Raw genomic sequence first — 25,656 nt, 5'->3', positions numbered from 1 at the left:
GACCGGTACTCGGATTTCGGTCGTCCCCGGACGACTACGGGCACCGACAACTATATCGTCTGCTACAAAAATCGTTGAATAGTGACAGAAGAGGCGGGGGAAGAAAAACGGACGCCGCTCGGAATCAGCCTTCTCTGTCTGTTGTTGCTGTTGTACGCGTTCTTCTGGATGCTGGCGTGGATGCTTTCGAGGGGGAGTCCGGTACTGGAAGTGATAGCGGTCCCCATCATCGTCGGACTGCTGTTACTCGCGTACCTCCTATACGCGGGGAACCGGACCGGGTTATGGATTGCGATGGTCGTACTGGGGGGAAGTACACTGTGGCGATTCTCGCTCGTCGTGGCAGGGGAAACGGGAAACCTCTCGAATGCACTGGTCGGCGTCGTACTGGTACTGTATCTGTTCAGCCAGCGCGATTACTATCGATCCACCACATCGTAGTCCGCACATCGATCGGGGACGAGTTCGCGTCTCACTCCCAGTCCACGTCCGCAAGCGGTTCCGCGACGACACCGTCCTGCTGCGCCAGCACCCTTGCGTGACTCGTACAGACGAGTCGGTTGTCAGCCCACGGGATGTGGAGTCGGACCGCCGCTTCGTTTTCACAGTCGTTTTCGGCACAGTTCATCGGCTGAATACAACGGATCGGAATCACATGGCTGTACTGATCGAACCGTGGATACGGCGGCGGAGTTAATATAAAAGGGTTTCAAGAATAACCCCGCGTTTCAGGGACGCTGCGAAACTCCATTCCCTATGGACGCTGCTGAGTTGGAGGAAGGTGCCGATTTCGTGTACGAAATCGACGCCGGTGAAACCGTCACGGAGGGGGTAGTCACCGCCGTCGCGGCGACGACGAACACCGAGATACATCGTCTACCGCCGCTGTATGAGACGGTGAACGCGGACGCGCTCAACGAGTTGTTCGCGGACAGCCATCGGGGAAAGATGCGAACTTCGGGGCGAGTTAAGTTTACTTATCATGGGTGTGAAGTGGTCGTGCTGAGTAACGTTCGCATCATCATCATCGAGGCGGACGTTTGATGCCGGAATGCGCTACGGGGACTGGAACAAAATGAGCGTCATTGCAGAATTCACGATTCCTACCGAGGAGTTCGCACTCTCGCAGGCTTTCGCTGCGATCCCGAACATGGCCGTCGAAATCGAACGGATGGTCGCACACCCCGCGAGTCGGTTCCTCCCCTATCTCTGGGCGTGTGGGGGGACGACGACCACGGTGGAGCGGGAACTCCGTGACGATCCGACGACGGTTTCGGTGACGAAGCTCACCGAAATCCCCTACGGGTCACTCTTCCGTATCGAGTGGTCGGACGAGACCCGGGAAACGGTCGAGGACGTGCTGGAGAGCGACCCCGTCATCCTCACCGGCACCGCCGCAAAACAAGGGTGGGATTTCCAGATGCGGTTCGAACACCGCGACCACATCTCGAAACTCCAGTCAGACTTGAGCCATCACGACGTCAGCGTCGAGTTGAAGCGGTTACACACGCCGGAGACGCCGACGGTCGATGGTCAGTTCCTCCTCACGTCGAAACAGCGGACGGCGCTGAACTCCGCGCTCGATTCGGGTTACTTCGAGGTACCACGAGAAACGAACCTGAGCGAGTTGGCCGAGGAACTCGACATCAGCCAACAGGCCCTGTCGAAACGGCTCCGACGCGCTCACCGGACCGTGAGCCGTCACATCCTCACGACGGGACCGAACGAAATCGCGGACGACCGGCTCGATTAATCCGAATATCGCGCCTTCTCCGCCAGTGCGGCCTCGTTTCCGTAGGTATCGACCAACGGCTGGAACGACGCGCCCAGCGCCCGCATCGCTTCGCCGGGGGAGTGAAAGCCGAGTTCGTCCGCAACGGCGGACCAGCGATGGGCTTGGAGTACCTTCCGAACCAGTAGCCGCTCCTGACGCGGCGAAAGCAGGTCCGGGGCCGCCGGGTCGGCGAGCTGTTTCACGACCAGTTTCCGGAACGGGGCGGGGCCGTGGTCGAACTGCCCCGGGCCGTAGGCGCTCGCGGCGACCAGCCGCCACTCCCAGTCGGTGAGCGAGGAGAGCGAAATTTCGGTATCGGTCGCCAGCAGCGATTCGCGGACGACGTCGGGGTCCATGTCGTCGAGGGCGTCCGAAAGCACCGAAGCGATCCGTCCGGCGAACCGACGGGCGTGACGGTCGTACAGGTCCCTTCCCGTGGAGGAGATCGGGTCGAACATGAGCGCGGAGTACTCGCCGCTGGCGTCGTTGCGCGTGGTCGAGAGTTGGACGGTTCGATAGCCGTTTTCGCGCCAGAACCGCAGCAGTTCGGGGGTTGCGCCGAACCCCGTGCCGAGCCAATCGAGGTCCGAGAACTCCCGGCGAACCTCGGCGAGCAGACGGGACCCCAATCCGGACGAGCGCACGGCGTGGTGGGTTGCGATTCGCATGATTCGCATTCCGGTGGGGATTCCGGCGTCGAAGTCGCGGAGTTGCGTCGTCAGCACGTCGGGGAGCATGTTGCCCTTCACCCGACCGCCGTCGTACATGTGTTCGCGCACGTCCGTCGGAAGGTTCCCTTCGCGAGCCAACAACGCCACGCTGACGACGTGGTCGTTCCAGCAGAGCGCCCGAACCGCGACGTTCGGCGCGTCCAACAGTCGGGCGAGGTCGGCGGGTTCCGTCCGATAATGGGCGAGCACGAGCAGGCCGAACGTCTCCCGGAGCAGGTTCTCGTCGGCGAGCAGGTCGTCCGCATCGATCGTTCGATACTCCGCCGTGTCGGGGGTCGCGTCGATGACGAGCGGGTCCACGGCGGGTCGTGCGTCGAGCGCGAGCGCACGAAACGACCACACCTCGATCGGATCGCCGGGCGCGTACCGGATCGGTTCGACCAGACTCACGTCGGTCACGTCGTGGCCGCTCCCTTCGAGTCGGGTGCGGAAGCGTACCGAGAAGCCACGTCCGGCACCCTCGTAGCCGTGAATCGTCGTCGTGAACGCAACTCGCGGGAACGACAGGAACCGCTCCAGCATCCGTACCGGGAGCGCGGCGGCCTCGTCCACGAACACGATATCGGCGTCGACCGAAACCGCCTCCGTCGGCTTTTCGAATCGAACGCTTCCGCCCTCCTTCGTCGTGATTTCGGTCGGCGGGTCGTGGTCCGTGTCGGCGAGTTCGCCTACCGTGTCGAGCAGCGCGGCCGCGCGGACGAAAACCTCGCGGGCGCTCCGATAGCTTCGGGCCGTCACGAGCACGTCCTCGCCGTCCGCGGCGAAGCACCCGGCGGCGATTCCCGCGGCGCTCGACTTTCCACGGCCCCTGTCGGCTTCGACGACGACCGCGTTGTCGGGTTCTGAAAGCGCGTCGAAGGCGTGGACGGCCGAAGCTTGATCGTCGGTGAGACAGGATTCGATGGCGGCCGCGGGGAAGATTTCGTCCTCGCCCGAGAACGTCCGTTCGGTTTCACGGTCGGCCAATCGCGGCGCGGGATCCGTCAGTCCGTCGTCCTCGACGGATTCGGAATCCACGTCCACGATGGCGATTCCACGGTGGGCACGAAGCAGGGAGACGAACCGTCGTCGGAAGTTCCCGCTCACGTCATCGACGGAGTACGGCGGGACCGCGAGCGTCGCGTCGAAGTCGTCCCGGCGGGTCGCCCACGAGTCCAGCGGCGGTGTGAGCAACACGAAGAGGCCGCCGCCGTCCACCGCGCCGACGACCCTCCCGAGCGCGTTCGGTCGAAGTTCGTCGTGAGCGTCGAAGACGACCGCCTCGTGGGTCGTTCCGAGGAGGTTCCCGGCCCGGTTCTGGCTCACTCGTTCGCAGTCGAGCACGCTTCGAGGGGCGACCTGTGCGGTTTTCCCCTCGGGGATTTTTGCGGCGGCGAGGGCATCCTGAGCGATTTCGTAGCCCTCCTCGCGGTCCCCGGCGAGGACGAGGAGTCGCCGCTCGTTCGACTCGCGGGCTTCGTTGCGGAGCGCGGCCACCAGTGACGAGACGTTCACGTCCGTGTTTGGTCGGTTCGCCGCAAGGATGTTTCTCTTTGGTGGAGGAAAAGACAGGAGTCGCGGCGAGGTGGGGTTTACGTGATGGCGTCAACCCGCTCGCATTTCGTGCGCGGGGACCTCGCCGGATAGAATGTCCATGGCTTCACGTATATGCTTTCTGGGTTATGTCATTGAAAATTACTTTCCGTCGGCTACCCTGCAAGCGACGATCCGGCGTACAGTGCAACGACGAGCAGGATCCAGACGGCGTCCACGAAGTGCCAGTACATCGTGACGGTCGTCACCGAGGTGTCCCGTTCCTCCGAGAACTGGCCGTACAGTGCGCGGATGAACAGGACGCTCATGAGGACGATACCCAGCGTGACGTGGAGGCCGTGTAAGCCGGTCAGGCCGAAGAAGGCGCTCCCGAAAACGCCTGACGTGATGGTGAATCCCTCGTGCGTGATGAACAGCATGTACTCGTAAATCTGCCCGCCGATGAAGACCACTCCCAGGAGAACGGTCAACCCGAGGAAGGCGATGAATCGCTGTCGATGCCCACGGAGTAGCGACATATGCGCGTAGTGGAGCGTCCCGCTGCTGGCGACGAGGATGACCGTGTTGACGAGGACGAGTGCACTCAGTACGTCCGGAATGCCTCCGGCCGGCGGCCACGTCCCGACGCGGATGAAGAAGTAGTAGACGAATCCCGCGCCGAACGTCGCCACTTCGGTCCCGAGGAACAGGGTCATCCCCCAGCGGAGTTTCGTCCCCCCAGAACCGTCATGTTTCCAGTACTGGTCCACGAACCCGTGATACAACCACCCGTACAGTCCGGTGAGGAAGACCATCGTCCCCAAGACGAACAGGACAGGGCTGACGAACGTCGGAACGTAGCTGTTTCCGCCGTGGCTCAGGACGTACAACCCGGCGCCGACGTACAGGCTGACGATACCCAGGGCGCCGATGAACGGCCACCACGAGGCTTCGCCGAAATCCTTCGGCCAATCCTCGGGCGCTGAAAAGTGCTGTTCCTCCTCGTCGGCCACCGTTTCGGTGCTCATGACCGGCCCCCACTCATGAACCGACGTACGGGTCGAACGCACAAAACAGGTGTTCGGATTCGTCGGAAACGTTTCGACCGGGAAATTGCCCAGTCGAACGGTGAATTGAAACGTTTTTGTCATTCGTCCGTTTCGGTACGAGCATGCCTGGCCCCATCTTCTGCTCCGGTGAACGAGTCGAACTCAGGACGACCGAACGGGAGGACGTCGACTTCATCCAGCGCGCTCGAACTGATCCGGCCATCCGAACGTCGCTCGGGTTCGTCCGACCGTACAACCACGAGCAGACCGAGGAGTTCTTCGAGAACACGATTTCGGCGGACAACGGCGATTCGAACTTCCTCGTCTGTGTGGACGGTGAACCGATCGGCGAGGCGAACCTGTTCCGCGTCGAGCGCGACCACGGCGAGATTGCCTACTGGCTCGATTCCGACTGGCAGGGCGAGGGCTACGCGACGGAAGCCGTTTCGCTGCTCCTCCGGTACGCCTTCGGCACCAGAGGACTCCATCGCGTGTTCGCTCGAATCGGGGATTTCAACGACGGGTCACAGGGACTCGTGGAGCGATTGGGATTCCAGCGGGAGGGCCGACTTCGTGACCACACGTTTTGGCGTGGGGGGGTACCACGATACCTTCGTTTACGGCCTGCTCCGCGAGGAGTGGGACGGCGGTTTCGAGTCCCATGAATAATCCTCCGAAATCGCCCGATAGGAGCGTGTGCGCCACCGTGGCACCCCGTCATGGATTTGAAAGCGTTTTTATGGGGGCATACTCTACTGGAGGGTACAACCTACGCGGGGTTGATGATGCTCCTAGCCGTACAGGACTCATCCGGCAGGGGAGCCTGAGCCAGCGCGTAGGAGAGGTGAACAACCTATGCCAGTATACGTCAATTACGACGTCCCAGCTGACTTGCAGGACCGAGCGCTCGACGCGCTCGAAGTCGCACGGGACACAGGAAGTGTAAAGAAAGGAACGAACGAGACGACCAAGGCAGTCGAGCGCGGCAACGCCGACCTCATCTACGTCGCGGAAGACGTGACGCCGGAGGAAATCGTCATGCACCTGCCCGAACTCGCCGACGAGAAGGGAATCTCCTTCATCTTCGTCGAGACGCAGGACGATGTCGGTCACGCGGCCGGACTCGAAGTCGGCAGCGCCGCCGCCGCCATCGTTGACGCTGGCGAAGCCAGCGACGACGTGGACGACATCGCCTCGAAGGTCGAGGAACTTCGGTGAGGTGGTAGACGATGAGTGCTGAAGAGACCGGACAGGAGGATTCCACCTCCGCCGAGGTCATCGAAATCGTCGGTAAGACGGGGATGCACGGCGAGGCCATGCAGGTCAAGTGCCGCATCCGTGAAGGTAGCAACCAAGGGCGAATCATCACTCGCAACTGTCTCGGGCCGGTCCGAGAGGGCGACGTGCTCCAGTTGCGAGAGACCGCACGTGAGGCAGACTCCATCGGAGGACAATAATGCCACAGACACGCGAGTGTGATTACTGCGGAAACGACATCGAACCCGGCACGGGAACGATGTTCGTCCGCGTAGACGGAACGACCATCCACTACTGCTCCGCGAAGTGCGAGAAGAACGCCGACCTCGGGCGCGAACCGCGCGACCTCGAATGGACCGAGGCCGGCCAAGCAGAGAGTGGTAACGAATGAGCGAACGAACCTTCGTGATGGTCAAGCCCGACGGCGTTCAGCGCGGTCTCATCGGGGAAATCGTCTCCCGGTTCGAGGACCGCGGACTGAAGATGGTCGGCGGCAAGTTCATGCAGATCAGCGAGGAACTCGCCCACGACCACTACGGTGAACACGAGGGCAAGCCGTTCTTCGACGGCCTCGTCGAGTTCATCACGTCCGGCCCGGTCTTCGCGATGGTCTGGGAAGGGCAAGACGCAACACGACAGGTTCGCCGCATGATGGGCGAAACCGACCCAGCCGAATCCGCCCCGGGCACCATCCGTGGCGACTTCGGTCTCGACCTCGGCCGAAACGTGATCCACGGTTCGGACCACGAGGACGAGGGCGCAAACGAGCGCGAAATCGGCCTGTTCTTCGACGAAGAGGAACTGGTCGATTACGAGCAAGTCGACGCCGAGTGGCTGTACGAATAAGCCACTGACGTTGCAGATTACGAATTCATTTTCTGGAAGTTAGTCGATGAGCGACGGCCATTTCGCTCGGACGCTACCCGCTCGTCAGAACGAACGTCAGGAGGAACCCGGCCGCCGTTGCAATCGCGACGAGCGGACCGCCCTCGTCGAACGCCTCGGGGATGACGGTCACGGCGAGCGACGCGAGCACCGCACCTCCGGCGAACGCCCGAACGAAGGAGAGCAGTTTGTCCCCGAATCCGGCCGAGACGACGCTTCCGATAACGACGGCGGCGGTCAGCAGTCCGGCGACGAGCACCCAGAGGCCTATGATGTCCTTCCTCGAATAGTCCTGACCCTGCATGTCCGTCGCACCGTTGAGCGATTCGGGAAAGTTCGAGGCGAAGATGGCGACCAGCAGGGTGAGATAGTGGACGTGTCCCGCGCCGCCGATGGTGACGCCGAGGGCGGTGTTCTCGGGCACGCCGTCGAGGGTGACACCGGCCAGCAGGGCGAACCCGGACTGGCTCGACGCGTAGCGGTCGATGAGCATATCGGCACCGACGAACACCGCCGCACCGGCCATCAACCCCGCTCCGGCGTACCACGGGCCGCCCATGTTGAACGCCTCTTCGAACAAATCGAAGGTCAACGCGGTGATGAGCGCGCCGCTGGAGAAGGCCAACGCGGCCGCCACCACGTCGTCCGACGGCGTCCAGAACGTGCCGAGTGAACTACCCATCACCAGCGCGCTGGAAGCGAGCACGCCGACGACGAGCGATGTCGGAAAGAACACGTCGTCTGGTTCGCGAGGATAACTGTTAGCAGTTGTGGCAGTTCGGGTTGGTTAAGCGACGCCGAAGGCCGCAAAGTAGGTGACCGAATTCGGCAGTTTCGTGGTATCGGTCACTGCATCGCCTGTGGCGAGGCCTGATCGAAATCGTGGAGAGCGACACGGACGCGAAGCTTAGCACCGTAACCGTCTGGAAATGTTCGGAGTGCCGTGCGATTCTGGGCGTGACGAAGATTGTCGTGTTAACCACTCATTTTACGGCAATACTTGCCGCAAAGCACCCCGTCACGACGATTGCTACCGAAGCCCATAATTGAGGGGGGATCACGATGAGCGATACCGAAACATCGGAAAGCGGAGCGCACGAAGAGCACGAACACCACCACGACGTGGAGGGGCCGGGATATGCCACGCCGCAGGCCGCCATCGAGGAGGCCGAGCGCGAGGAGATCGCGTACGTGCCGTCGCTGTACGTCGGGACGGACGTGGACGCGCCGGACTTCCTGTCGGTCGTGGACGTGAACCCGGAGTCGGACACGTACACCGAGGTCATCGACCGGGTCGAGATGCCGAACAAGGGCGACGAACTGCACCACTTCGGGTGGAACGCCTGTTCGTCGTCCTGTCACGTCGAGGGACTGGAACGACGGCACCTCGTGGTACCGGGCCAGCGCTCGTCCCGACTGCACATCATCGACACGAAGGACCGGGAGAACCCGGAAATCGTCAAGGTCATCGAACCCGAGGAGGTGTACGAGTACGACCTCTCGGCACCGCACACCGTCCACTGCATTCCGGACGGGGAAATCCTCATTTCGATGCTGGGGAACGAGGACGGCGACCTGCCGGGCGGTTTTCTCGAACTGAACGACGACTTCGAAATCGAGGGGCGATGGGACCCGCCGGGCGAGATGGAGATGAACTACGACTTCTGGTATCAGCCACGCCACAACGTGATGGTCTCCTCGGAGTGGGCCGCGCCGAAGACCTACTATCCGGGATTCGATTTGGAGGACGTCGAGGCGGGCAAGTACGGCCACAAACTCCACTTCTGGGACTGGACGGAGCGACAGCTCCAGCAGACCATCGACCTCGGCGAGGAGGGTATGATTCCGCTGGAAGTCCGCTTCCTGCACAGTCCGGAGTCCGCCCACGGCTACGTCGGTGCGGCGCTATCCTCGAACATCTTCCACTTCTACGAGCGCGAAAGGAGTGGTTCGCGGAGAAGGTCATCGACGTCGAATCGCGCGAACACGACGACTGGGACATGCCGGTTCCCGGTCTCATCACCGACCTCGTCGTCTCGATGGATGATCGATACCTGTTCTTCTCGAACTGGCTCCACGGCGACGTGCGGATGTACGACGTGAGCGACCCGTCGAACCCGCGGTTGTCCGATCAACTCTGGGCCGGTGGACTGTTCGGTCCGCGACACCCGACGGGTGAGGACGATAGGGAAGTAGTCGCCGGACCGCAGATGCTCCAACTCAGCATCGACGGCGAGCGTCTCTACTGGACGACCTCGCTGTTCTCCACGTGGGACAACCAGTTCTACCCGGAGGAGAAAGAGGAGGGATCGGTGATGCTCAAAGCCGATGTGAACCCACGAAAAGGAACGATGACGCTGGACGAGGACTTCCTCGTGGACTTCGGCGAGATGCCGAACGGCCCCGCCCGGGCACACGAAATCCGGTGGCCCGACGGCGACTGCACGAGCGACGTGTGGCAGTGAGTGCTCGCGAGTATCGCGTTCGACTCGACTGGCGGAATGGCGGGGAGCGTGTGATTCGCACAACCGGCGGGGAGTCCGTGCTCGATGCCGCTGAACGAGAAGGAATCGGCCTTCCGTTCGGCTGTCGGACCGGCGCGTGTGCCACTTGCACTGGCCGGTTGCTGTCCGGCGAAATCGAACACGAACGCGAACCGCGGGCGTTGAAATCGGATTCGTTGGCGGACGGTTACGTCCTGCTCTGTATCGCCCGGCCGCAAACCGACTGCCGGATCGAAGTCGGAACCGCGGTCCACGCCGACCTCGTGACGAATCCGTGGAAGTAGTCGGGGATCCGGCGTGGTAGTTTTCGTGTCCCGTTCGGGAATTCCTATGATTGAAAGATAACGTTATTTACATCTACTACGAAACAGTTCGGCACATGGACCGGGAAATCACGCGACGGGCGCTCGTCGGGGCGATAATCGGTGGGACCGCGGTCGGCGGCGCGCTCTCACCGGTCGGGAGTTACCTCCGGCGGTTTGCGCCGTTGAGCGGGGAGGCGTGGGGGACGGCCACGGACGACACGGACGGGAGCGTCGAGAGCGAGTACGGAACGGCGGCGCTCCGGTACGACGAGGACGGCGTGCCGAACATCACGGCGGAGAACGAGCGGGCGCTGTATTTCGCGGTGGGGTACGCGCAAGCCCGGGACCGACTGTTCCAACTCGACCTGCAACGTCGGCTAATGTCCGGACAGGTGGCGGCCGTCGTCGGCGAGTTGGCGGCCGATTCCGACGAGTTCCACATTCAGATGGATTTCGTGGGGGCGGCGGAAGCGACGTGGAAGCACATCGCCGACACGGACACCGGCGAACTCGTGAGGGCGTTTTCGGCGGGCGTGAACGCTCACATCGAGAACGAACCGCTCCCGCTGGAGTTCGGCCTGTTGGAGTACGAACCGGCGGAGTGGACGCCCGCGGACACGATGCTGATGGAAAAACAGATCTCGTGGGAGCTGACGGGGAGCTTTCTCACGCTCCGGAAGGCGAAGGTGGCCTCGAAACTCGGCCAAAAGGCGGCCACGGAGCTGTATCCGGAACGGCTCGATCATGATTCGCCAGTCATTCGCGGGACGGACGAAGGAACGTCGGCGACGTCGGCGAACTCGTCGAACAGCATTCCCGCACCCGATACCACCGACCCCGATGGTATCGGAACGCCGCTACTCGACTGGTTGGGAAACTTCGAGCGCGATCACGGCATCGGGTCGAACAGTTGGCTCGTCTCGGGGAAGCACACGGCGAACGGCAAGCCCATCGTGGCGAACGACCCTCACCTGAGCCTGATGGCACCGCCGGTGTGGTACGAGATGAACCTGGAGCAGGGCGACACGCGAGTCCGCGGCGTCACGTTCCCCGGCGTCCCGTTCGTCGTCATCGGTGAGAACCACGCCGGGGCGTGGGGATTCACCAACGCGGGTGCGGACGTCATCGACTTTTACCGATACGAAATCGATGGCGACCGATACCGCTACAAGGGCGAGTGGCGCGATTTCGAAACCCAACAGCGGGAGATCGAGGTCGCGGACGGGACAAACAGGACGACCACGCTTCGGAAGACCGTCCACGGTCCGGTGCTCGAACGCGACGGCTACCGGGTCGGCGTCGCGTGGACGGGCCACTCTGCCACGGACACGACGCTGGCGATTCACGAGTACAACACGAGTGACGGCGTGGACGACCTGCGCGCGGCGACGAAGAAGTTCGACGAACCGACCCAAAACCTCGTCTACGCCGACCGGGACGGGAACACGCTGTATTACACCACCGGCAAGATTCCGCGCCGGATGGTGGACGGGAAGCAAGTCCGCGGCGACCGAATCTTCGACGGGTCGGCCGGGGAAGCCGAATGGAAAGGGTTCGAACCGTTCGGCGTCTCGACGTGGGAGGGGTTCGTCCCGTTCGACGAAAAGCCACACGTCACCGACCCGGACCTCATCGCAACGGCGAATCAGCGGATCACGAACGACCCGTATCTGTCGGAAGCGTACGCCAGCCCCTACCGCGCCCAGCGCATCTACGAACTGCTGGACGAGAAGGCGAAATCCGGAGACATCGACGTGGCGACGATGGAGGGAATACAGGACGACACGCTCGACAAGCGGGCGGAGGCACTGGTTCCGACGCTGGTCGAGGCGGCGCGCGAGAAAGGTGAGGACGGACTCGAATCGGCCGTGAAAACGCTGTCCGACTGGGACTACCGCATGGAACGCGACTCGCGGGCCGCCCTGCTGTTCGTCCAGTGGTTCGACGCGTTCCGTGAGGAGGTCTTCGGGAAGACGTTCGAACAAGCCGGATTGGACGACAGTTACTACTCGCGCGATTGGGTGTTGGCGCATCTTCGGGGAAGTCGCTGGTTCGGTAGCGACGGACGCAAAGCCACGATGGTGCGCGCGCTTGAGACGGCGACGGAAGCCATCGATGCGTCCGACGCCGAAGTGTACGGCGACTACAACACGACGGAGGCCATCACCCACCCGTTCGACCAGTCGTTTCTGAACTCCCCCGTGATTCCGACCGACGGGTCGAGCCAGACCGTCAACAACTACCGCAAGGAATCGGCGGTCGGCAGCAGTTGGCGGATGATTTGTCCGATGAAGGGAGATTCGGAGGCCATCCTGCCGGGCGGCAATTCGGGCGATTACTTCTCCGACCACTATCACGACCAACTGAAGCGGTGGGCGGACACGAAGTACAAACCCCTGACCCACGAGATTCGCGGGAACGTCGCCGTCGAATTCGGAGGCGACCGATGAGCCGACTGGACGCCCTCCGCGCCGACCCGATCCAACGCGTGGCGTTCATCGCCATCGGCGCACTCGCCGGCCTCGCACTCGCGTGGTTCCACTGGATCGGCCTGCTGATCGGCGGGGCACTGGTGAGTCTGCTGACGATGAACTGGAAACGCGGCGTCCTCGCCGGAATCGGGTTCGGGGTCCTCGTACTGCTCGTCTTCGGCGGCCTGCTCGCACTCCACGGTTCGCTCGGGCGAGGGGTCGAAATGGGGCAAATCACCGCCCTTGCCGTCGCGATTCCGTTGGTCCTCGGCGCGGTCGGCGGACTGGCACGGACGCTGGTGTGAAACGGAGGAAGAAAATCACGCACGTGCCAGGAGTTGCAGCCACGTCTGGGTCGCATCGACGCTGACCGAATCCACCGTGAATCCTGCCTCCTCGGCCATCTTCGACAGTTCGTCGGGGCGGTAGAGCGTGAACGACCGTTCGTCCGTCTCGTACACGTCGCCGTCGACCTCCCCTTCGCCGTGTTTGACCGAGAGGAGAAAGATTCCACCGGATTCGAGCACCCGATGGAACTCCTCCAGCGTCGGCGGCGCGTCCTCCCGCGGGACGTGGAGAAACGACGCACACGACCAGAGGCCGTCGAAGGAGTCCGATTCGAGGGAGAGACTGCGCATGTCCATCCGCGCGAACTCCGCAGTCGGTGCGACGTCCCGCGCCGCCCGGAGGAAGTTCGGCGTGAGGTCGATACCGACCACCGAATGCCCGTGATCGCTGAACGTCGCCGATTCCCACCCCGGCCCACACCCGACGTCCGCGATTCGCGCGTGGTCACCGTCGGTCGCCCCTTCAACCGCTTCGAGAAATCGTTCGACCAACTCCTCGACTCCCGTCCTGTCGGCGTTCCGGTCTCGATACTCGTCGGCGACCGCTTGATAGGTTTCGATCGTATCCGGGTCGGTCATCGTGTGAACTGAACGATGGACGGGAGGGATATAGGTGTCACTGCCGCCGAAAATAGGCGACGCCGACGACCGACGTGCTCACTGCTCGAAACCTGATAATCGAAGAATGCACCGGACGGGATTTGAACCCGTGCCATGAGCTTGGAAGGCTCAGGTCCTGCCACTAGACCACCGGTGCGTGCATTACCCGGTCACGCTGTTGCGTGCATCCGAGTGTACTCTCGAATTGTGCACCCCGGCTTAAGGGTGTTACTGTTTTCGCCCGCGGACGACGGCGTAGCAGTTCCCGCTCGAAATCGCCACGTCTTCCGGTTTCAACGCGCTGTTTTCGAGGTCCTCCCGGAACTCGTCGGGCGAGTAGATGTGATAGAAGCGCGGAACGGTCTCGCCGCCGGGGAGCGTCCAATCGACGGTCGTGTCGAACCCCTCCTCGCGGTCGAACTTGTCGTGGGCCGTGCTCCACGCGCTGACCAGCGCGGTGCCATCCGGGGAGAGGACGCGAGCGAGTTCGTCTAAACTCCCGATACGGGCCTCGCGGGTCGGCAGATGGTGAAGCGTGGCAACGTACACCGCGAGGTCGAAGGCGTCGGCGGCGAACGGAATCCGTGCCGCGTCACACTGCACCAAGTAGAGGTCGAACTCCCGTTCGGTCGCGCGCTCTCGGGCCTCCGCGAGCAGGCCCGCGCTCACGTCCGCGCCGACGACGCGCTTTGCGTGGTCGGCGAGCAGTTCGGAGTGACGACCGTTGGCACAGCCGAGGTCGAGGCCGATTTCACCCGCTCGGTCGTCGAGAAACGACTCGACTTCGGGCCACGCGTACTCCCGCGTCTTCGCGAAGTGGGCCGCGATGCGGTCGTAGGTCGCCCGCACGTCGTGGCTCGTCGGTTTCATACCCGAACTCCGAGCGGGGAACTCAAATGTCCTACGAGAAGACGACGAAGTCGATGACGAGGAACGCGACGTACGCGATGGCGAGCATCGCCGTCGCGTGTTTCGCGCCGTCCCGGACCTTCCCCTCGCCCATCTTGCCCGCGACGAAGCCGGAAAAGACGGCCTGGACGAGCGCGGTGTGGAAGAAGACCACGGTGTAGGCGTGGATGTTCACCGTCGAGATGTTGCCGAGTCCGCCGATCGTGACGGGACTTCCGGCGGCGTTTCCGGATGGGAGGTTCTGGAGCGCTGGAACGAGGATGGCCGAGAGCGTCCCGATGATGACGAGGAAGATCAAAAACGAGAGGTAGATGATGATGAGGTAGGTCATCATCTCGTCCTCGCGCTGGCGTTGGAGGCGTTTGGATTCCTGTGCGTCGTCCGCCGCGATCCGGAGGACGCGCCCGATGTCGCCGCTCGCGCGCATCGCGTTCGTCACCAGCGACACCACACGCGTGACGGTGGGCGTATCGATTCGGTCTTCGAACCGCCGAAGCGCGGTCGCGGTGTCGGTTCCCCATTCGATGTCGCGTTCCATGCGCGCCAACTCCTCGTTCAACGCGCCGAGGTCCCCCTTCGTCACCCGCCGAAAACTCTCCACGACCGTCATCCCGGCTTCGTTGACGCTGGCGAGTCGGTCGAGCATGTCCGGGATGGCCGCCTCGATGGCTTTGAGCCGACGGCGATTGTTCCATTGGACGACGGCGTACGTCCCCAACACGAACAGGGCGGCCTGCACCACGACGTCGTCCGCGGACGGGATGGTCGCCGTCCCCGCCGCGAGGTCCGGGAGGATTCGAACGACGATCGAAAGCAACGCGAGAGGAACCGTCAGATACAGCAGGGCGTCCGGGTTCTCCCGCACGGTTCGGAGCGGTTCGGTCAACGCGGTTCGAACGTTCTCGAACTTGTCGTAGGCGGCCAATCGCTCGGCGTTCGAGACGGTCGTTCCGCCGTCGCTCACCGTCCGTCCCGCGTCCGGGTCGCTCACGCGACGAACCGTTGGGACGGTCGCCATCGGTGCGGTCCGGTTCTCGCGGCTGATGTGCAGCGATTCGGTGATGCTGTCGAGGTAGACGACGAACCCGACGTTGCCGAGCGGGATCAACAGATACGCCGTCAGGTAGAGGAACCGAAGCGTGTCGGCGATACCCATCAATCCCATGATGACGAGGATCGTGATGAGCAGGAGCGGACCGACGACGAACAGCGACACGTACCCCTCGGCGAGGACCGAAAGCAGTTCGAGGAACGCCTCCTGCTCGGCTTTCGCGTCGCGTTGGTAACGTTCGTACTGCTCGCTGAGATACGACGGGAGACTCCGGCCGCTCTGGAGGACGCTCGCCAAGTTCTCGCCGAAATCCTCGAACTTCTCGCTCGGGGATTGACGCGACATCTGTCTGATGGCGGTGAGAACGTCGAGGCCGAACAGGTCCATCGCTTTGACCCCGACGGCGATCTCCTCGGCCGCCTCACCGTACACGTCGCGGTTTCGTGCCAGAATCCGCATGATGTCCGGCATTCCCATCCCGCTTCGGGAGAGTGCGTACGTGAACGCGACCGTTCGTGAGAGGCTGCTGTCGATCTTACGCGCGCGTGTGTTCCCTTCGTACGCTGGTAGCTCCCATCTGAGCCAGTACGTTAACCTCCCACCGAGAAGGCCGACCGTCGCGCTGCTGAACAGTAGGAGGACGAACAGATGACCGATGGACAACGAGGGAACGACGACGAGGTCGGCGAGGAAATCCAACTTCGTCGGAAGTTCGCTCCGGAGCACGGTAGGGGACACGGAGAGGGTCGCCAACACGAGTCCGGCGACGTAAACCCCGAGGATGCTTCCGGAGATGGCGGCCAACGTGCCGTACACCCACGTCTTCGAAGCGTACAGTCGGTACGTCTCACCGACGTGTGCCGCCCGAAGAACCTCCTCCCGGCGGTTCCGTCGCCGCCCGCTATCACGAACGTAGGTGCCGAAAGTTTGGAGGGAAACTCGCGTGACGGTTCGATACGCCGTCGTGCTGACCGGGGCGAGTGCGACGGGTGCGAGGAGAACGAGTGCGAGGACGAGCGGGACGAAGTTCAGCAACCCCATCAGTCGAACTCCGCCACGGGCGAGCCGATGGTGCGTTCGACGTTCGAGACGACGGTTTCGGGGTCGGCATAGTACTCGTTGACCATCGCGGTGAACCGACGGTAGTCCGAGATACCGTTCTCGCGGAGATACTGAAGGACGAGTTTTCTGTCCCGAAGTTCGGCGAGCAGTTGCGACTGCGTCCAACCGTGGTCGCGTCGAATCCCATCCAGCACGCCGCTGTCGCGTTTATGAAACGTATCGCCTGCCGCGTCCCACGTGAACGCGGTCGTGTAGTCCAAATCCCCGGTTCGTTGGTCGATACCGTTGATCTCGGCGAGTGCCTGATTCCGTCGCACGCGCTCCTCGCCGACGTAGGTCAACGACTGGATGGAGAGAATGTCGAGTGACTGTATCATCGCGCGCGGGACGTTGATGGGTTCGTTTTCCAGGCGGTTGATGACCGTCTGCACGCTGTCGGCGTGCATCGTGGAGTAGGTCGTGTGGCCGGTGTTCATCGCCTGAAACAGCGTCATCGCTTCGTTCCCGCGAACCTCACCGACGACGATGTACTCGGGACGATGGCGCAGCGCCGAGCGAAGCAGGTCGTACATCGTGATGTCGTTCCCGGCGTCCAACCGGTCGCGGGTGACCGAGGAGAGCCAGTTGTCGTGATACAGCGTCAACTCGCGGGTGTCCTCGATGCTGAGCACTTTCGAGCGCGGCGGGATGAACATCGAAATCGCGTTCATCGAGGTGGTCTTTCCGGACGCCGTCCCGCCCGCGAAGATGAGCGATCTGTTGTTCTCGATGGCCAACCAGAGGTAGGCCATCTGGTCGAGGCCGAAGGTACCGTAGTTTATCAAATCGACGGGGGTGAACGGCTCGTCGGCATACTTCCGGATGGTGAACGCCGATCCGCGCGGGGTGACCTCCTGGCCGAGCGCGAGTTCCGCACGGCTTCCGTCTGGCAGAGTCGCCTCCACGACGGGTTCGCCGACGCTGACGTGTTGACCCGACTGTTGGGCGAGGCGGACGACGAGGCTGTCGAGTTCCTCCTCGGAGTAGACGACGTTCGTCCCGATGTCGTTGTACTCGTCGTGATAGACGAAGATCGGGAGGTCGTAGCCGTCACAGGAGATGTCCTCGATGTGCGGGTCGTGGATGAGCGGATCGAGTTTGCCGAACCCCCGGAACGACCGGAAGAGGTAGTAGAGAAGCCGGAAAAACGTGGCCGGATCCACCTCGACGCCGTACACTTCGAGCAGTTCCCCCAGTTCGTCACGGAGGAGGGCCTCGGCCGTTTCACCGCCCATCTCCCGACGATAGATGAGCGATTCGCGCAGATCCGAAAACAGCCGGTCCAGCAGTTCGACCTCGAAATCGTCCAATTCCGGTTCGACGACGTGATACAGATACTCGTTCGCTCCCGAGTCGTAGTTGATGGAGACGAACGCGAACGGCGCGTTCAACCAGTATCGTTCGATTTCCTCGTATCCCGAAACACCAGTAAACGTAATGAGCGAGCCGTGCGACGTCGGGTCGTAGTCATCGACCGCTACGGTCGACCCCCGAAGCATCTCGGCGGTGCGCCGAATCGTGTGTCGCAATTCGCGCGCGCGGACGGTCAGTTCATTGAACGTTAGCCCCGACATGTTTGTCTAGTGTCCATCACGCGTCGGACCGGACGGCCGATTCCGGTTTCCCCCTGTCCAGCGCGTGAGAGACGTATCTTGTCACGCTCATCGAAGTGGGGATACTTAAATCAATGGCTCGACAGGTACCGAGACGGTAAATGACATTGGAATATGATTATTTGCCTTTCGAGAGGAGTGCTCACGTTTCGGTACATGGCGTTACGTTCATGAGACGCGAGAACGTAGGTTCGGGTACGGAATGAGGCGCGATTATTTCACATTGAACGTCGAAAATATCGACTGGGTCGAAACAGGCGGGACGCCCCAGAAACCGACGGTAATCATCGATTTCGAGGGACCGTCCGCCACGCTTCGTGAGCGGCTTACCGGTCCATCCGGGGATCTTCTCGATGCGGGAGAGACGGACGTTACCTTTCGACTACAGGCCAGTCTCGACGACCCGTCGGCGACGGGCGTCGTGAGCGTGACGAATCGAACGACGGGTGACTTCATCCTCGAACTGAACGAAGACGCGGACGACGTGCTTCGGTTCATCCGCGCGGCCCGCGCGTACGGCGACGAGACTGACGAGTCGAACGGCCGCTATCACGTCGATATCGCGATCAACGGGGACCACGTGGTCGAATACGACAAGAGTACGTTCCTCGTGTACAACGACGCCGGTAATCTACTGCGCCAGCACAGTCTCATCCCGAGCGGCGTCGAACTGTAAACCTCCTTTTTCGCGCCTTCAGAACCACGGAGCGATGACGCCGGTCATCACCGCCGCGATATAGATCCCCGCGATTGCCGCGAGGAGGATGATTGTCCCGATCAGATAGTCGAACAATCCGTTCGGCGTCGTCAGCCTTGGCAGGTTCATGTCAACGTCTACGACGGACGGTGCCATAATCGTTGTTGGGGAAATCGAGAGGACCTAAGTACCAGGATACGAAGCCTCTCGTATGAACTTGTTCGGAACTGCGGGTATCCGCGGTGATGTCGTCGAGCGGGTAACTCCCGAACTCGCGCTCGCCGTCGGACGGGCCGCTGGACAACAGGGAGAGGCGTTCGTCGTCGCCCGCGACGGACGGGAAACCGGCGCGGCACTGGCCGCCGCGATGGAAGCCGGGTTGGAAAGTGCCGGGGCAACCGTCTACCGTGCGGGTCAGCTTCCGACACCCGCACTCGCGTTCGCGTCGCAGGGTCGTCGTGGCGTCATGCTCACGGCGAGCCACAACCCCCCGACTGACAACGGTATCAAACTCTTTCACGACGGGCAGGAGTACGACCGCACCGCCGAGCGGGCCGTCGAAACCGGCGTCGAAGACGACCTGCCGCCTCGCCCCTGGGACGAGTGGGGAGAGAGTTCCCGGGAGGACGTTCTCCACACGTACCGGAAGGCGGTGATGGAGTACGCGCGGGAGTACGGTGCACCGCTGAACGGCGTCCGCGTCGCCGTCGATTGTGGCAACGGGATGGCGAGTGTGGCGACACCCCAAGTCCTCCGAGCGCTGGGTGCACAAGTAATCTCGCTCAACGCGAACGTGGACGGGCACTTCCCCGGCCGCCCGAGCAAGCCGACACCCGAGACGCTGACCGACCTCCGTTCGTTCGTCGCCGCCGACGATTTCGAGTTCGGACTGGCCCACGACGGGGATTCGGACCGAATCGTCGTCGTCAACGCGGACGGCGATGTCGTCCACGAGGACACCGTCGTCGCAATCCTCGCGGAACATTACACGAGGGACAGCGAGGCCGCGGACCCGGTGGTCGTGACGACGCCAAACGCCTCGGCACGAATCGATGAGCGCGTTCGTGAGGCCGGGGGGCGCGTCGAACGCGTCCGACTCGGGTCGCTTCACGAGGGAATCGCATCGGCACTCGAAGACGGCGACGAGGATACCGAAGTCGTGTTCGCCGCCGAACCGTGGAAGCACATTCACACGGAGTTCGGCGGGTGGATCGACGGCGTGGTGAGCGCGGCGGTGCTCTCGCGACTCATCGCGGACGCCGGGGGCATCGAACCGCTCCGTTCCGACGTGACCGAGCGCCCGTATCGAAAGGTAAGCGTCGATTGTCCCGACGACGCGAAGACGGGAACGATGGAACGGGTCGAAACGACGCTCCCCGAACAGTTCCCCGAGGCCACCGTCGAGACGGAGTACGGGGTTCGTGCGGAGCTTTCGGATGGATCGTGGGTCCTCGTCCGACCGAGCGGCACCGAGCCATACGTCAGAATTTACGCCGAAAGCGAGGACGTGGACGACCTCGTCGCCCGAACAAAGGATATCGTAACGAACGCCGTATCGAGTGTAAAAAAGTAACCGACGACGCCGTGTTTCAGTTATTTTTCGGGATTTCGAGCGCAAAGCGACGCGTTTATCACAAATCACTCGTCTGATTACTCATAGATGACGGACATTGACAAACGGCGTCGAACGGTGATGAAAGTAGGCGGTACCGTCGGCATCGCCGGACTTGCTGGTTGTATCAGTAGCCCCAGTGACAGTAATGGGGACGGTGGCGGCGACACCAGCAGCGACGGCGGGAGCGGGGACGACACCTCCTCGACGGGGACCGACGGGAGCTCCGACAGCGGCAAGGACACCAACGTCGGGATGGTCTACGCGACGGGCGGTCTCGGGGACAACTCGTTCAACGACATGGCGAACAAGGGAATCAAACAGGCGAAACAGGAGTTCGGCGTTCAGTTCCAGAACGCGGAACCCGACTCGCCGAGCGACGTGGAGAACCTCCAGCGGCAGTTCGCCCAGTCCAGCAGCCCGAACTACGACCTCATCTGCTGTATCGGCTACGTCCAGACGAACTCCCTGATCAAGAACGCCAGTCAGTACCCCGACCAGGACTTCATGCTCGTGGACAGCGTGGCGGAGAAGGACAACGGTGACCTCGTGAAGAACGTCGCGAACTACACCTTCAAGGAACAACAGGGCTCGTTCCTCGTCGGTAACCTCGCCGGACAGCTGACTCAGATGGACTTCAGCGCCGGAAAAGGTTCGACGAACCCCGACAAGAAAGTCGTCGGCTTCGTCGGCGGGAAGGAAGTTCCGCTCATCAAGAAGTTCGAGGCAGGCTACAAGGCCGGTGTCGCACGCGCGAGCGAGGACATCGAGGTCAAAACGGCGTACGCCGGTACGTACAGCGACCCGGTTAAGGGGAAGGAAGCGGCGATTTCGATGTACGAGAGCGGTGCGGACATCGTCTACCACGCGGCGGGTGGCACCGGAAACGGTGTGTTCAAAGCCGCGAACCAGAAGGGTCGGTTCGCCATCGGTGTCGACAGCGACCAATCGAAGGCGAAAGGGACGGCGAAGTTCAGCCCCGTCATCCTCGCCAGCATGGTGAAGAAAGTGGACGAGGCGGTTTACCGCTGCACGAAGCACGTCATGAACGGGGAGTTCAAGGGCGGCCAAGTCAACACGCTCGGTCTGAAAGATGGCGGTATCGAAGCCGTGTACGGCGCGGACCTCGGTTCGAAGATTCCACAGGACGTCAAGGACAAAGTGGACGAATCGCGCAAAGCAATCGTCAACGGCGACATCGAAGTCCCGACGAAACCAAAGCAGTAAGCGCAAACCCGCGCGCTTAAACAAGTAGGACGGAAATCCAGAATTAGAATGAGCCGGGCGGTACATCTCGACGGCATTACGAAGCGATTCCCGGGTGTCGTCGCAAACGACAACGTCGATCTGACGATAGAGCCGGGGTCGATTCACGCACTTTTAGGGGAGAACGGTGCCGGGAAGACGACGCTGATGAACGTCCTCTACGGACTGTACGAACCCACCGAGGGGAACGTCGTCATCGACGGCCAACCACGCGAGTTCGATTCGCCGCGTGATGCTATCGACAACGGCATCGGCATGATTCACCAGCACTTCATGCTCGTCGATACCCTCACGATTACGGAAAACATCGTTCTCGGCAACGAACCTCGAAAGTGGGGTGGATTGGCAATGGACCGAGCTCGCGCCGAACGCGAGGTGCGAGAACTAAGCGAGCAGTACGGGTTCGACGTGGACCCGAACGCGCTCGTCGAAGACGTGAGCGTCGGCGTGCAACAGCGCGTCGAAATCCTGAAAGCACTGTATCGGGGCGCGGACGTCCTCATCCTCGACGAGCCGACCGCAGTGCTCACGCCACAGGAAATCGAGGAGTTGCTCTCGGTTCTCGACGAACTCACGGCACAGGGAAAGAGCATCATCTTCATCACCCACAAACTCGGCGAGGCGATGCACGCCGCCGACCAAATCACCGTCCTTCGGGACGGAAAGAACGTCGGTTCGGTCGATACCGACACCACGAACCGCGAGGAACTCGCGGAACTCATGGTCGGTCGTGAAGTGCTCCTCGAAACGGACAAGGACCCCGCGGACCCCGGCGACGTGATGCTCAACGTCTCCGGGCTTCGAATCACGGACGAACGTGGCGTCGAACAGGTGTCCGGCGTCGACGTCGTCGCCCGTGAAGGGGAAGTGTTCGGCATCGCCGGTGTCGACGGAAACGGCCAATCCGAACTCATCGAGGCAATCACCGGCCTCCGCTCGCCGGACGAAGGCGCGGTTTCGTTCGACGGTCGGGACATTACTGGACTGTCCCGCCGGGAGCGAATCGACGCCGGAATGGCCTACATTCCCGAAGACCGGCAAGTTCGCGGTCTCGTCATGGAGTTCGACCTCGTGGAGAACGGCCTCCTCGGAAGTCAGCATTCGGAGCCGTACTCACACGACGGTCGAATCGACTGGAACGGGACACGGGTACACGCTGAGGACATCATCGAGGAGTACGACGTGCGACCGCCCGACGCCGACGCGTCGGCGGAGTCGCTTTCGGGCGGGAACCAACAGAAGTTCATCGTCGGTCGGGAGTTCGCTCGTGACCCGTCGCTCGTCGTCGCCGCGCATCCGACGCGTGGTGTGGACGTCGGCAGTATCGAGTTCATCCACGACCGACTGCTCGACTTGCGCGCGGAAGGGAAGGCCATCGTCCTCATCTCCTCGAAACTCGACGAAGTGCAGCAGCTCTCGGACCGACTCGCAGTCATGTACGAAGGAACCATCATGGACGTCGTTGACCCGGACCACGTAACCGAAGAGGAACTCGGCCTGCTGATGGCGGGCGAGCATCCGGATGACACACCCAGTCTCCGAGGTGAAGTCCAGTGAGTTCGTGGCGGGACCAAGCCGAAAAGGGCCTCACTCGACTCACGGAAACGTCGGCGGTCGAACGAATTCTCATCAGCCTCGCCGCGCTCGTCATGTCGATCATCGTCGGCGGGTTCGTCATCCTCATCTCGGGGTGGGTCGCGACCTGTTCCGATCCGTTCCTCGCACAGCAAGTCCTCATCACGATTCCGGGAACGGGCGGCTGGGGGGTCCAGTTCCCGATTCCGGGGTCGTTCTGTTACAACCCGATCCAGGTGTACAAGTACCTCTTCGTGGGATCGTTCGCCAACCCACAGACGTCCACCCTGTTCCCGCCGGACTTCGTCCTCGACAAGTTCAGCCTCGCGGTGACGCTGCGCCAGACGAGCGTCCTCCTGCTCGCCGGACTGGCCGCCGCCATCGCGTTCCGGGCGGGGATGTTCAACATCGGAACGCAAGGACAACTCGTCCTCGGTGGGCTCGGCTCCGCGTTGTCGGTGCTGTGGGTCGCCCCACACGTCCCCGGCGGACTCGTGGGAAGCATCATCCTCATCCCGCTCGGATTGCTAGCCGGAGCGGTCGTCGGTGGTATCTACGGTGCGATACCGGGAGCGATGAAGGCGTACGCGGATGCGAACGAGGTCATCACGACCATCATGCTCAACTTCATCGCCACGGGTATCGCGTTCGTCCTCGTCTCGGAGTACTTCAAGAATCCGGCGAGTCAGACAGTCGAAACGCGTCCGATGCCGTCGGCGGCGGTGCTGTCACCCATCGTCTTCCCGAGCCAGGCGTCCTTCTCCATCCTCGTCCTCATCGGCGCGCTCGCCCTCGCGGGCGGGGCCTACCTGCTCCTCCACCGAACGGCGTTCGGGTACGACCTCAGGACGAGCGGCGTCCAACCGGAAGCCGCGGAGTACGGTGGCGTGGACGCGAAGCGAACGATGGTATCGAGCATGGCACTCTCCGGTGCCGTCGCCGGAATCGCGGGGACGGTGTACGTCCTGATGATTCTGGGTCGGTGGCAACAAGGCGTTCCATCCTACGGTTTTGACGGTATCACGGTGACGATTCTGGCGGGTAACAACCCGCTCGGTATCCCGCTAGCAGCGCTCCTCTTCGGAATGCTGAAAAGCGGAAGCCTCGCCATCGACTTCGGACTCGGCGTGCCGAAACAGCTAGTCGGCGTCCTGCGCGGGCTCATCATCCTGTTCGTCGCCATGCCGGAGTTCTTCCGGATGATCGGCAAACGGGTGACGACCCCGAGTTCGTCGGGTGCCGTCGCCGCGGATGGCGGTACGACCGTCGAAGGAGGTGAGAACGATGAATAGACGCGTTCGGCTAACCATATGGTCCATCGTCGTCGCGGCGATCATCGGCGTCGTCGGGTTCCTGTTCCCGAACAGCGTCGTCGGCAAGATCGTCGGCACGATCAACGGGAGCTATGCGAGTGCCGCACTCCGGGCGACGGTACCGATCGGATTCGCCGCACTCGGTGGTATCTTCGCCGAGAAAAGCGGCGTCATCAACATCGGACTCGAAGGGCACCTCATCATCTCGGCGTTCACCGGTGTCGCGGTCGCCAACGCGCTCGCCGGACCGGCAGGCGCGACACAGACGACCCTCTGGCTCGGCTTCTTCGCCGCGGTCATCGCGAGCGGACTGCTCGCACTCCTGTTCGCCGTCGTCTGCATCGAGTTCAAGGCCGACCAGATCATCGCCGGACTCGCGGTGTGGCTCATCGCGCTGGGTCTCGCACCGTTCGCGAGCAAGATCCTGTGGGGCGGCATCAACAGTCCGAGCGTCGGCACGATAACGAACTGGCGGATTCCGCTTCTCGCGAAGATTCCGGTCATCGGTCCGGTGCTCTTCAACGCGAACCCGACGGTGTACATGCTCCTCATCGCCGTTCCGCTGACGTGGGGAATCCTGAACAAGACGGCGTTCGGTCAGTGGGTGAAAGCCAGCGGGGAGAACCCGATGGCACTCGACACGGTCGGGGTGGACGTTCATCGCGTCCGCTACGCGAGCGTCCTCATCTCGGGACTCCTCGCCGGAATCGGGGGTGCGGGACTCTCGCTCGGGCAGGCAGGGCTGTTCAACGGCAGCGGCACCACGATGGTCAACGGCCGTGGCTGGATCGGCATCACCGCCTACCTGTTCGGGAACTACAACCCGTTCGGCGCGTTCGGCGCGTCGTTCCTCTTCGCCAGCCTCGATGCGCTTCAGTTGCGACTTCAGCAGGTCGGGTTCAACGTGCCACGCGAACTCATCGGAATCATCCCGTACGTGACGGTCATCATCGTGTTGGTGTTCGTCGGACACACGCGAACCCCGGACGCCGCAGGCGAGCACTACGAATCCGGCGAAGAGTAAGGCGCAAGGCGGCGGTCGGTCGTTCGCCGATATCGTTTTTCGGTCGATTTCGGTCCCGGT

General features: G+C 62.4%; 26 protein-coding genes, 1 tRNA gene and 1 pseudogene. 18 read left to right on the top strand and 10 right to left on the bottom strand.

The window, feature by feature from the left end; all coding sequences use genetic code 11:
• Positions 1–81 precede the first annotated feature (81 nt).
• On the top strand, positions 82–441 hold the full coding sequence (locus NKF25_RS23495; protein ID WP_253229043.1) for a hypothetical protein: 360 nt from the start codon (positions 82–84) through the stop codon (positions 439–441).
• 31 nt (positions 442–472) lie between these two features.
• On the opposite strand, the gene NKF25_RS23490 is transcribed toward NKF25_RS23495, so the two are convergent.
• Entirely contained in the window at positions 473–628 is a 156-nt protein-coding gene (locus NKF25_RS23490) for a hypothetical protein (protein WP_253229042.1), read from the bottom strand.
• A 128-nt stretch (positions 629–756) separates the two neighbouring features.
• On the opposite strand from NKF25_RS23490, the gene NKF25_RS23485 reads away from it, so the two are divergent.
• Positions 757–1,044 carry a HalOD1 output domain-containing protein gene (locus tag NKF25_RS23485; RefSeq protein WP_253229041.1) on the top strand — a complete coding sequence of 96 codons (288 nt, stop codon included), beginning with the start codon at positions 757–759 and terminating at the stop codon, positions 1,042–1,044.
• 31 nt (positions 1,045–1,075) lie between these two features.
• Positions 1,076–1,753 (top strand): helix-turn-helix domain-containing protein, encoded by a 678-nt coding sequence (locus NKF25_RS23480; RefSeq protein ID WP_253229040.1) that lies wholly within the window; start codon positions 1,076–1,078, stop codon positions 1,751–1,753.
• On the opposite strand, the gene tmcA is transcribed toward NKF25_RS23480, so the two are convergent.
• Positions 1,750–3,999: a tRNA(Met) cytidine acetyltransferase TmcA gene (gene tmcA / locus NKF25_RS23475; protein WP_253229039.1), complete on the bottom strand. Its 2,250-nt coding sequence runs from the start codon at positions 3,997–3,999 to the stop codon at positions 1,750–1,752. The genes NKF25_RS23480 and tmcA overlap by 4 nt on opposite strands.
• A 194-nt stretch (positions 4,000–4,193) precedes the next feature.
• Positions 4,194–5,045: a heme-copper oxidase subunit III gene (locus NKF25_RS23470; RefSeq protein ID WP_253229038.1), complete on the bottom strand. Its 852-nt coding sequence runs from the start codon at positions 5,043–5,045 to the stop codon at positions 4,194–4,196.
• Positions 5,046–5,188: 143 nt separating this feature from the next.
• On the opposite strand from NKF25_RS23470, the gene NKF25_RS23465 reads away from it, so the two are divergent.
• The 5 genes from NKF25_RS23465 to ndk all read left to right on the top strand — a co-directional run bounded on the left by NKF25_RS23465 (position 5,189) and on the right by ndk (position 7,169).
• Positions 5,189–5,731 carry a GNAT family N-acetyltransferase gene (locus NKF25_RS23465; protein WP_253229037.1) on the top strand — a complete coding sequence of 181 codons (543 nt, stop codon included), beginning with the start codon at positions 5,189–5,191 and terminating at the stop codon, positions 5,729–5,731.
• Between the two features lie 190 nt (positions 5,732–5,921).
• A complete protein-coding gene (rpl7ae, locus tag NKF25_RS23460) occupies positions 5,922–6,284 on the top strand; it encodes a 50S ribosomal protein L7Ae (protein WP_066147863.1) in 363 nt (120 codons plus the stop codon).
• An 11-nt stretch (positions 6,285–6,295) separates the two neighbouring features.
• Positions 6,296–6,523, top strand: coding sequence for a 30S ribosomal protein S28e (locus tag NKF25_RS23455; protein WP_007978744.1), 228 nt, complete (start codon positions 6,296–6,298; stop codon positions 6,521–6,523).
• Positions 6,523–6,714 carry a 50S ribosomal protein L24e gene (locus NKF25_RS23450; protein WP_066147867.1) on the top strand — a complete coding sequence of 64 codons (192 nt, stop codon included), beginning with the start codon at positions 6,523–6,525 and terminating at the stop codon, positions 6,712–6,714. The genes NKF25_RS23455 and NKF25_RS23450 overlap by 1 nt, the downstream gene beginning before the upstream one ends.
• Positions 6,711–7,169, top strand: coding sequence for a nucleoside-diphosphate kinase (ndk, locus tag NKF25_RS23445; RefSeq protein ID WP_066147870.1), 459 nt, complete (start codon positions 6,711–6,713; stop codon positions 7,167–7,169). Before NKF25_RS23450 ends, ndk begins: the two co-directional genes overlap by 4 nt.
• A 73-nt stretch (positions 7,170–7,242) precedes the next feature.
• On the opposite strand, the gene NKF25_RS23440 is transcribed toward ndk, so the two are convergent.
• On the bottom strand, positions 7,243–7,944 hold the full coding sequence (locus NKF25_RS23440) for a hypothetical protein (protein ID WP_253229036.1): 702 nt from the start codon (positions 7,942–7,944) through the stop codon (positions 7,243–7,245).
• Between the two features lie 326 nt (positions 7,945–8,270).
• On the opposite strand from NKF25_RS23440, the pseudogene NKF25_RS23435 reads away from it, so the two are divergent.
• From NKF25_RS23435 to NKF25_RS23420, 4 genes and pseudogenes are all read left to right on the top strand, one after another.
• Positions 8,271–9,673 (top strand): annotated as a pseudogene (locus tag NKF25_RS23435) (selenium-binding protein SBP56-related protein).
• Positions 9,674–9,723: 50 nt separating this feature from the next.
• The gene (locus tag NKF25_RS23430) at positions 9,724–9,996 is read left to right on the top strand and encodes a 2Fe-2S iron-sulfur cluster-binding protein (RefSeq protein WP_253229062.1); all 273 of its coding nucleotides are present in this window, start codon (positions 9,724–9,726) and stop codon (positions 9,994–9,996) included.
• Positions 9,997–10,091: 95 nt separating this feature from the next.
• Entirely contained in the window at positions 10,092–12,467 is a 2,376-nt protein-coding gene (locus tag NKF25_RS23425; protein WP_253229035.1) for a penicillin acylase family protein, read from the top strand.
• Positions 12,464–12,793, top strand: coding sequence for a hypothetical protein (locus NKF25_RS23420; RefSeq protein ID WP_253229034.1), 330 nt, complete (start codon positions 12,464–12,466; stop codon positions 12,791–12,793). The genes NKF25_RS23425 and NKF25_RS23420 overlap by 4 nt, the downstream gene beginning before the upstream one ends.
• A gap of 15 nt (positions 12,794–12,808) precedes the next feature.
• Here the strand turns inward: NKF25_RS23420 and NKF25_RS23415 are convergent, their stop codons facing one another.
• The 5 genes from NKF25_RS23415 to NKF25_RS23395 all read right to left on the bottom strand — a co-directional run bounded on the left by NKF25_RS23415 (position 12,809) and on the right by NKF25_RS23395 (position 18,070).
• On the bottom strand, positions 12,809–13,414 hold the full coding sequence (locus NKF25_RS23415) for a methyltransferase domain-containing protein (protein ID WP_253229033.1): 606 nt from the start codon (positions 13,412–13,414) through the stop codon (positions 12,809–12,811).
• 107 nt (positions 13,415–13,521) lie between these two features.
• A tRNA-Gly gene (locus tag NKF25_RS23410) sits at positions 13,522–13,592 on the bottom strand.
• Positions 13,593–13,663: 71 nt separating this feature from the next.
• Entirely contained in the window at positions 13,664–14,305 is a 642-nt protein-coding gene (locus NKF25_RS23405; protein ID WP_253229032.1) for a class I SAM-dependent methyltransferase, read from the bottom strand.
• A gap of 31 nt (positions 14,306–14,336) precedes the next feature.
• Positions 14,337–16,436: a type II secretion system F family protein gene (locus NKF25_RS23400; protein WP_253229031.1), complete on the bottom strand. Its 2,100-nt coding sequence runs from the start codon at positions 16,434–16,436 to the stop codon at positions 14,337–14,339.
• Entirely contained in the window at positions 16,436–18,070 is a 1,635-nt protein-coding gene (locus NKF25_RS23395; protein ID WP_253229030.1) for a type II/IV secretion system ATPase subunit, read from the bottom strand. Before NKF25_RS23395 ends, NKF25_RS23400 begins: the two co-directional genes overlap by 1 nt.
• A gap of 241 nt (positions 18,071–18,311) precedes the next feature.
• On the opposite strand from NKF25_RS23395, the gene NKF25_RS23390 reads away from it, so the two are divergent.
• On the top strand, positions 18,312–18,785 hold the full coding sequence (locus tag NKF25_RS23390; RefSeq protein ID WP_253229029.1) for a DUF5793 family protein: 474 nt from the start codon (positions 18,312–18,314) through the stop codon (positions 18,783–18,785).
• A gap of 18 nt (positions 18,786–18,803) precedes the next feature.
• Here the strand turns inward: NKF25_RS23390 and NKF25_RS24345 are convergent, their stop codons facing one another.
• A complete protein-coding gene (locus NKF25_RS24345) occupies positions 18,804–18,935 on the bottom strand; it encodes a hypothetical protein (RefSeq protein ID WP_255359158.1) in 132 nt (43 codons plus the stop codon).
• 82 nt (positions 18,936–19,017) lie between these two features.
• On the opposite strand from NKF25_RS24345, the gene NKF25_RS23385 reads away from it, so the two are divergent.
• The 5 genes from NKF25_RS23385 (at position 19,018) to NKF25_RS23365 (ending at position 25,596) form a co-directional block, all read left to right on the top strand.
• On the top strand, positions 19,018–20,379 hold the full coding sequence (locus tag NKF25_RS23385) for a phosphomannomutase (RefSeq protein WP_253229028.1): 1,362 nt from the start codon (positions 19,018–19,020) through the stop codon (positions 20,377–20,379).
• An 87-nt stretch (positions 20,380–20,466) separates the two neighbouring features.
• On the top strand, positions 20,467–21,645 hold the full coding sequence (locus tag NKF25_RS23380) for a BMP family protein (RefSeq protein WP_253229027.1): 1,179 nt from the start codon (positions 20,467–20,469) through the stop codon (positions 21,643–21,645).
• A gap of 48 nt (positions 21,646–21,693) precedes the next feature.
• Positions 21,694–23,241: an ABC transporter ATP-binding protein gene (locus NKF25_RS23375; protein WP_253229026.1), complete on the top strand. Its 1,548-nt coding sequence runs from the start codon at positions 21,694–21,696 to the stop codon at positions 23,239–23,241.
• The gene (locus NKF25_RS23370; protein ID WP_253229025.1) at positions 23,238–24,551 is read left to right on the top strand and encodes an ABC transporter permease; all 1,314 of its coding nucleotides are present in this window, start codon (positions 23,238–23,240) and stop codon (positions 24,549–24,551) included. The genes NKF25_RS23375 and NKF25_RS23370 overlap by 4 nt, the downstream gene beginning before the upstream one ends.
• Entirely contained in the window at positions 24,544–25,596 is a 1,053-nt protein-coding gene (locus tag NKF25_RS23365) for an ABC transporter permease (RefSeq protein ID WP_253229024.1), read from the top strand. The genes NKF25_RS23370 and NKF25_RS23365 overlap by 8 nt, the downstream gene beginning before the upstream one ends.
• Positions 25,597–25,656: the final 60 nt, after the last annotated feature.

It is taken from the genome of Haladaptatus sp. AB643 (genome assembly GCF_024136975.1).
Classification (GTDB): Archaea; Halobacteriota; Halobacteria; order Halobacteriales; family Haladaptataceae; genus Haladaptatus.
The sequence above is the reverse complement of the archived record's forward strand: the minus strand, read 5'-3'. Positions and strand labels throughout refer to the sequence as shown.

Excerpts from the sequence above, each read along its gene's own strand:
- NKF25_RS23380 (WP_253229027.1), top strand. The coding sequence starts at position 20,467 with ATGACGGACATTGACAAACGGCGTCGAACGGTGATGAAAGTAGGCGGT.
- NKF25_RS23490 (WP_253229042.1), bottom strand. The coding sequence starts at position 628 with ATGAACTGTGCCGAAAACGACTGTGAAAACGAAGCGGCGGTCCGACTC.
- NKF25_RS23485 (WP_253229041.1), top strand. The coding sequence starts at position 757 with ATGGACGCTGCTGAGTTGGAGGAAGGTGCCGATTTCGTGTACGAAATC.
- NKF25_RS23400 (WP_253229031.1), bottom strand. The coding sequence starts at position 16,436 with ATGGGGTTGCTGAACTTCGTCCCGCTCGTCCTCGCACTCGTTCTCCTC.
- NKF25_RS23480 (WP_253229040.1), top strand. The coding sequence starts at position 1,076 with ATGAGCGTCATTGCAGAATTCACGATTCCTACCGAGGAGTTCGCACTC.
- NKF25_RS23420 (WP_253229034.1), top strand. The coding sequence starts at position 12,464 with ATGAGCCGACTGGACGCCCTCCGCGCCGACCCGATCCAACGCGTGGCG.
- ndk (WP_066147870.1), top strand. The coding sequence starts at position 6,711 with ATGAGCGAACGAACCTTCGTGATGGTCAAGCCCGACGGCGTTCAGCGC.
- NKF25_RS23390 (WP_253229029.1), top strand. The coding sequence starts at position 18,312 with ATGAGGCGCGATTATTTCACATTGAACGTCGAAAATATCGACTGGGTC.
- NKF25_RS23365 (WP_253229024.1), top strand. The coding sequence starts at position 24,544 with ATGAATAGACGCGTTCGGCTAACCATATGGTCCATCGTCGTCGCGGCG.
- NKF25_RS23465 (WP_253229037.1), top strand. The coding sequence starts at position 5,189 with ATGCCTGGCCCCATCTTCTGCTCCGGTGAACGAGTCGAACTCAGGACG.
- NKF25_RS23395 (WP_253229030.1), bottom strand. The coding sequence starts at position 18,070 with ATGTCGGGGCTAACGTTCAATGAACTGACCGTCCGCGCGCGCGAATTG.
- NKF25_RS23455 (WP_007978744.1), top strand. The coding sequence starts at position 6,296 with ATGAGTGCTGAAGAGACCGGACAGGAGGATTCCACCTCCGCCGAGGTC.
- NKF25_RS23470 (WP_253229038.1), bottom strand. The coding sequence starts at position 5,045 with ATGAGCACCGAAACGGTGGCCGACGAGGAGGAACAGCACTTTTCAGCG.
- NKF25_RS23385 (WP_253229028.1), top strand. The coding sequence starts at position 19,018 with ATGAACTTGTTCGGAACTGCGGGTATCCGCGGTGATGTCGTCGAGCGG.
- NKF25_RS23405 (WP_253229032.1), bottom strand. The coding sequence starts at position 14,305 with ATGAAACCGACGAGCCACGACGTGCGGGCGACCTACGACCGCATCGCG.
- rpl7ae (WP_066147863.1), top strand. The coding sequence starts at position 5,922 with ATGCCAGTATACGTCAATTACGACGTCCCAGCTGACTTGCAGGACCGA.
- NKF25_RS23450 (WP_066147867.1), top strand. The coding sequence starts at position 6,523 with ATGCCACAGACACGCGAGTGTGATTACTGCGGAAACGACATCGAACCC.
- NKF25_RS23375 (WP_253229026.1), top strand. The coding sequence starts at position 21,694 with ATGAGCCGGGCGGTACATCTCGACGGCATTACGAAGCGATTCCCGGGT.
- NKF25_RS24345 (WP_255359158.1), bottom strand. The coding sequence starts at position 18,935 with ATGAACCTGCCAAGGCTGACGACGCCGAACGGATTGTTCGACTATCTG.
- NKF25_RS23425 (WP_253229035.1), top strand. The coding sequence starts at position 10,092 with ATGGACCGGGAAATCACGCGACGGGCGCTCGTCGGGGCGATAATCGGT.
- NKF25_RS23415 (WP_253229033.1), bottom strand. The coding sequence starts at position 13,414 with ATGACCGACCCGGATACGATCGAAACCTATCAAGCGGTCGCCGACGAG.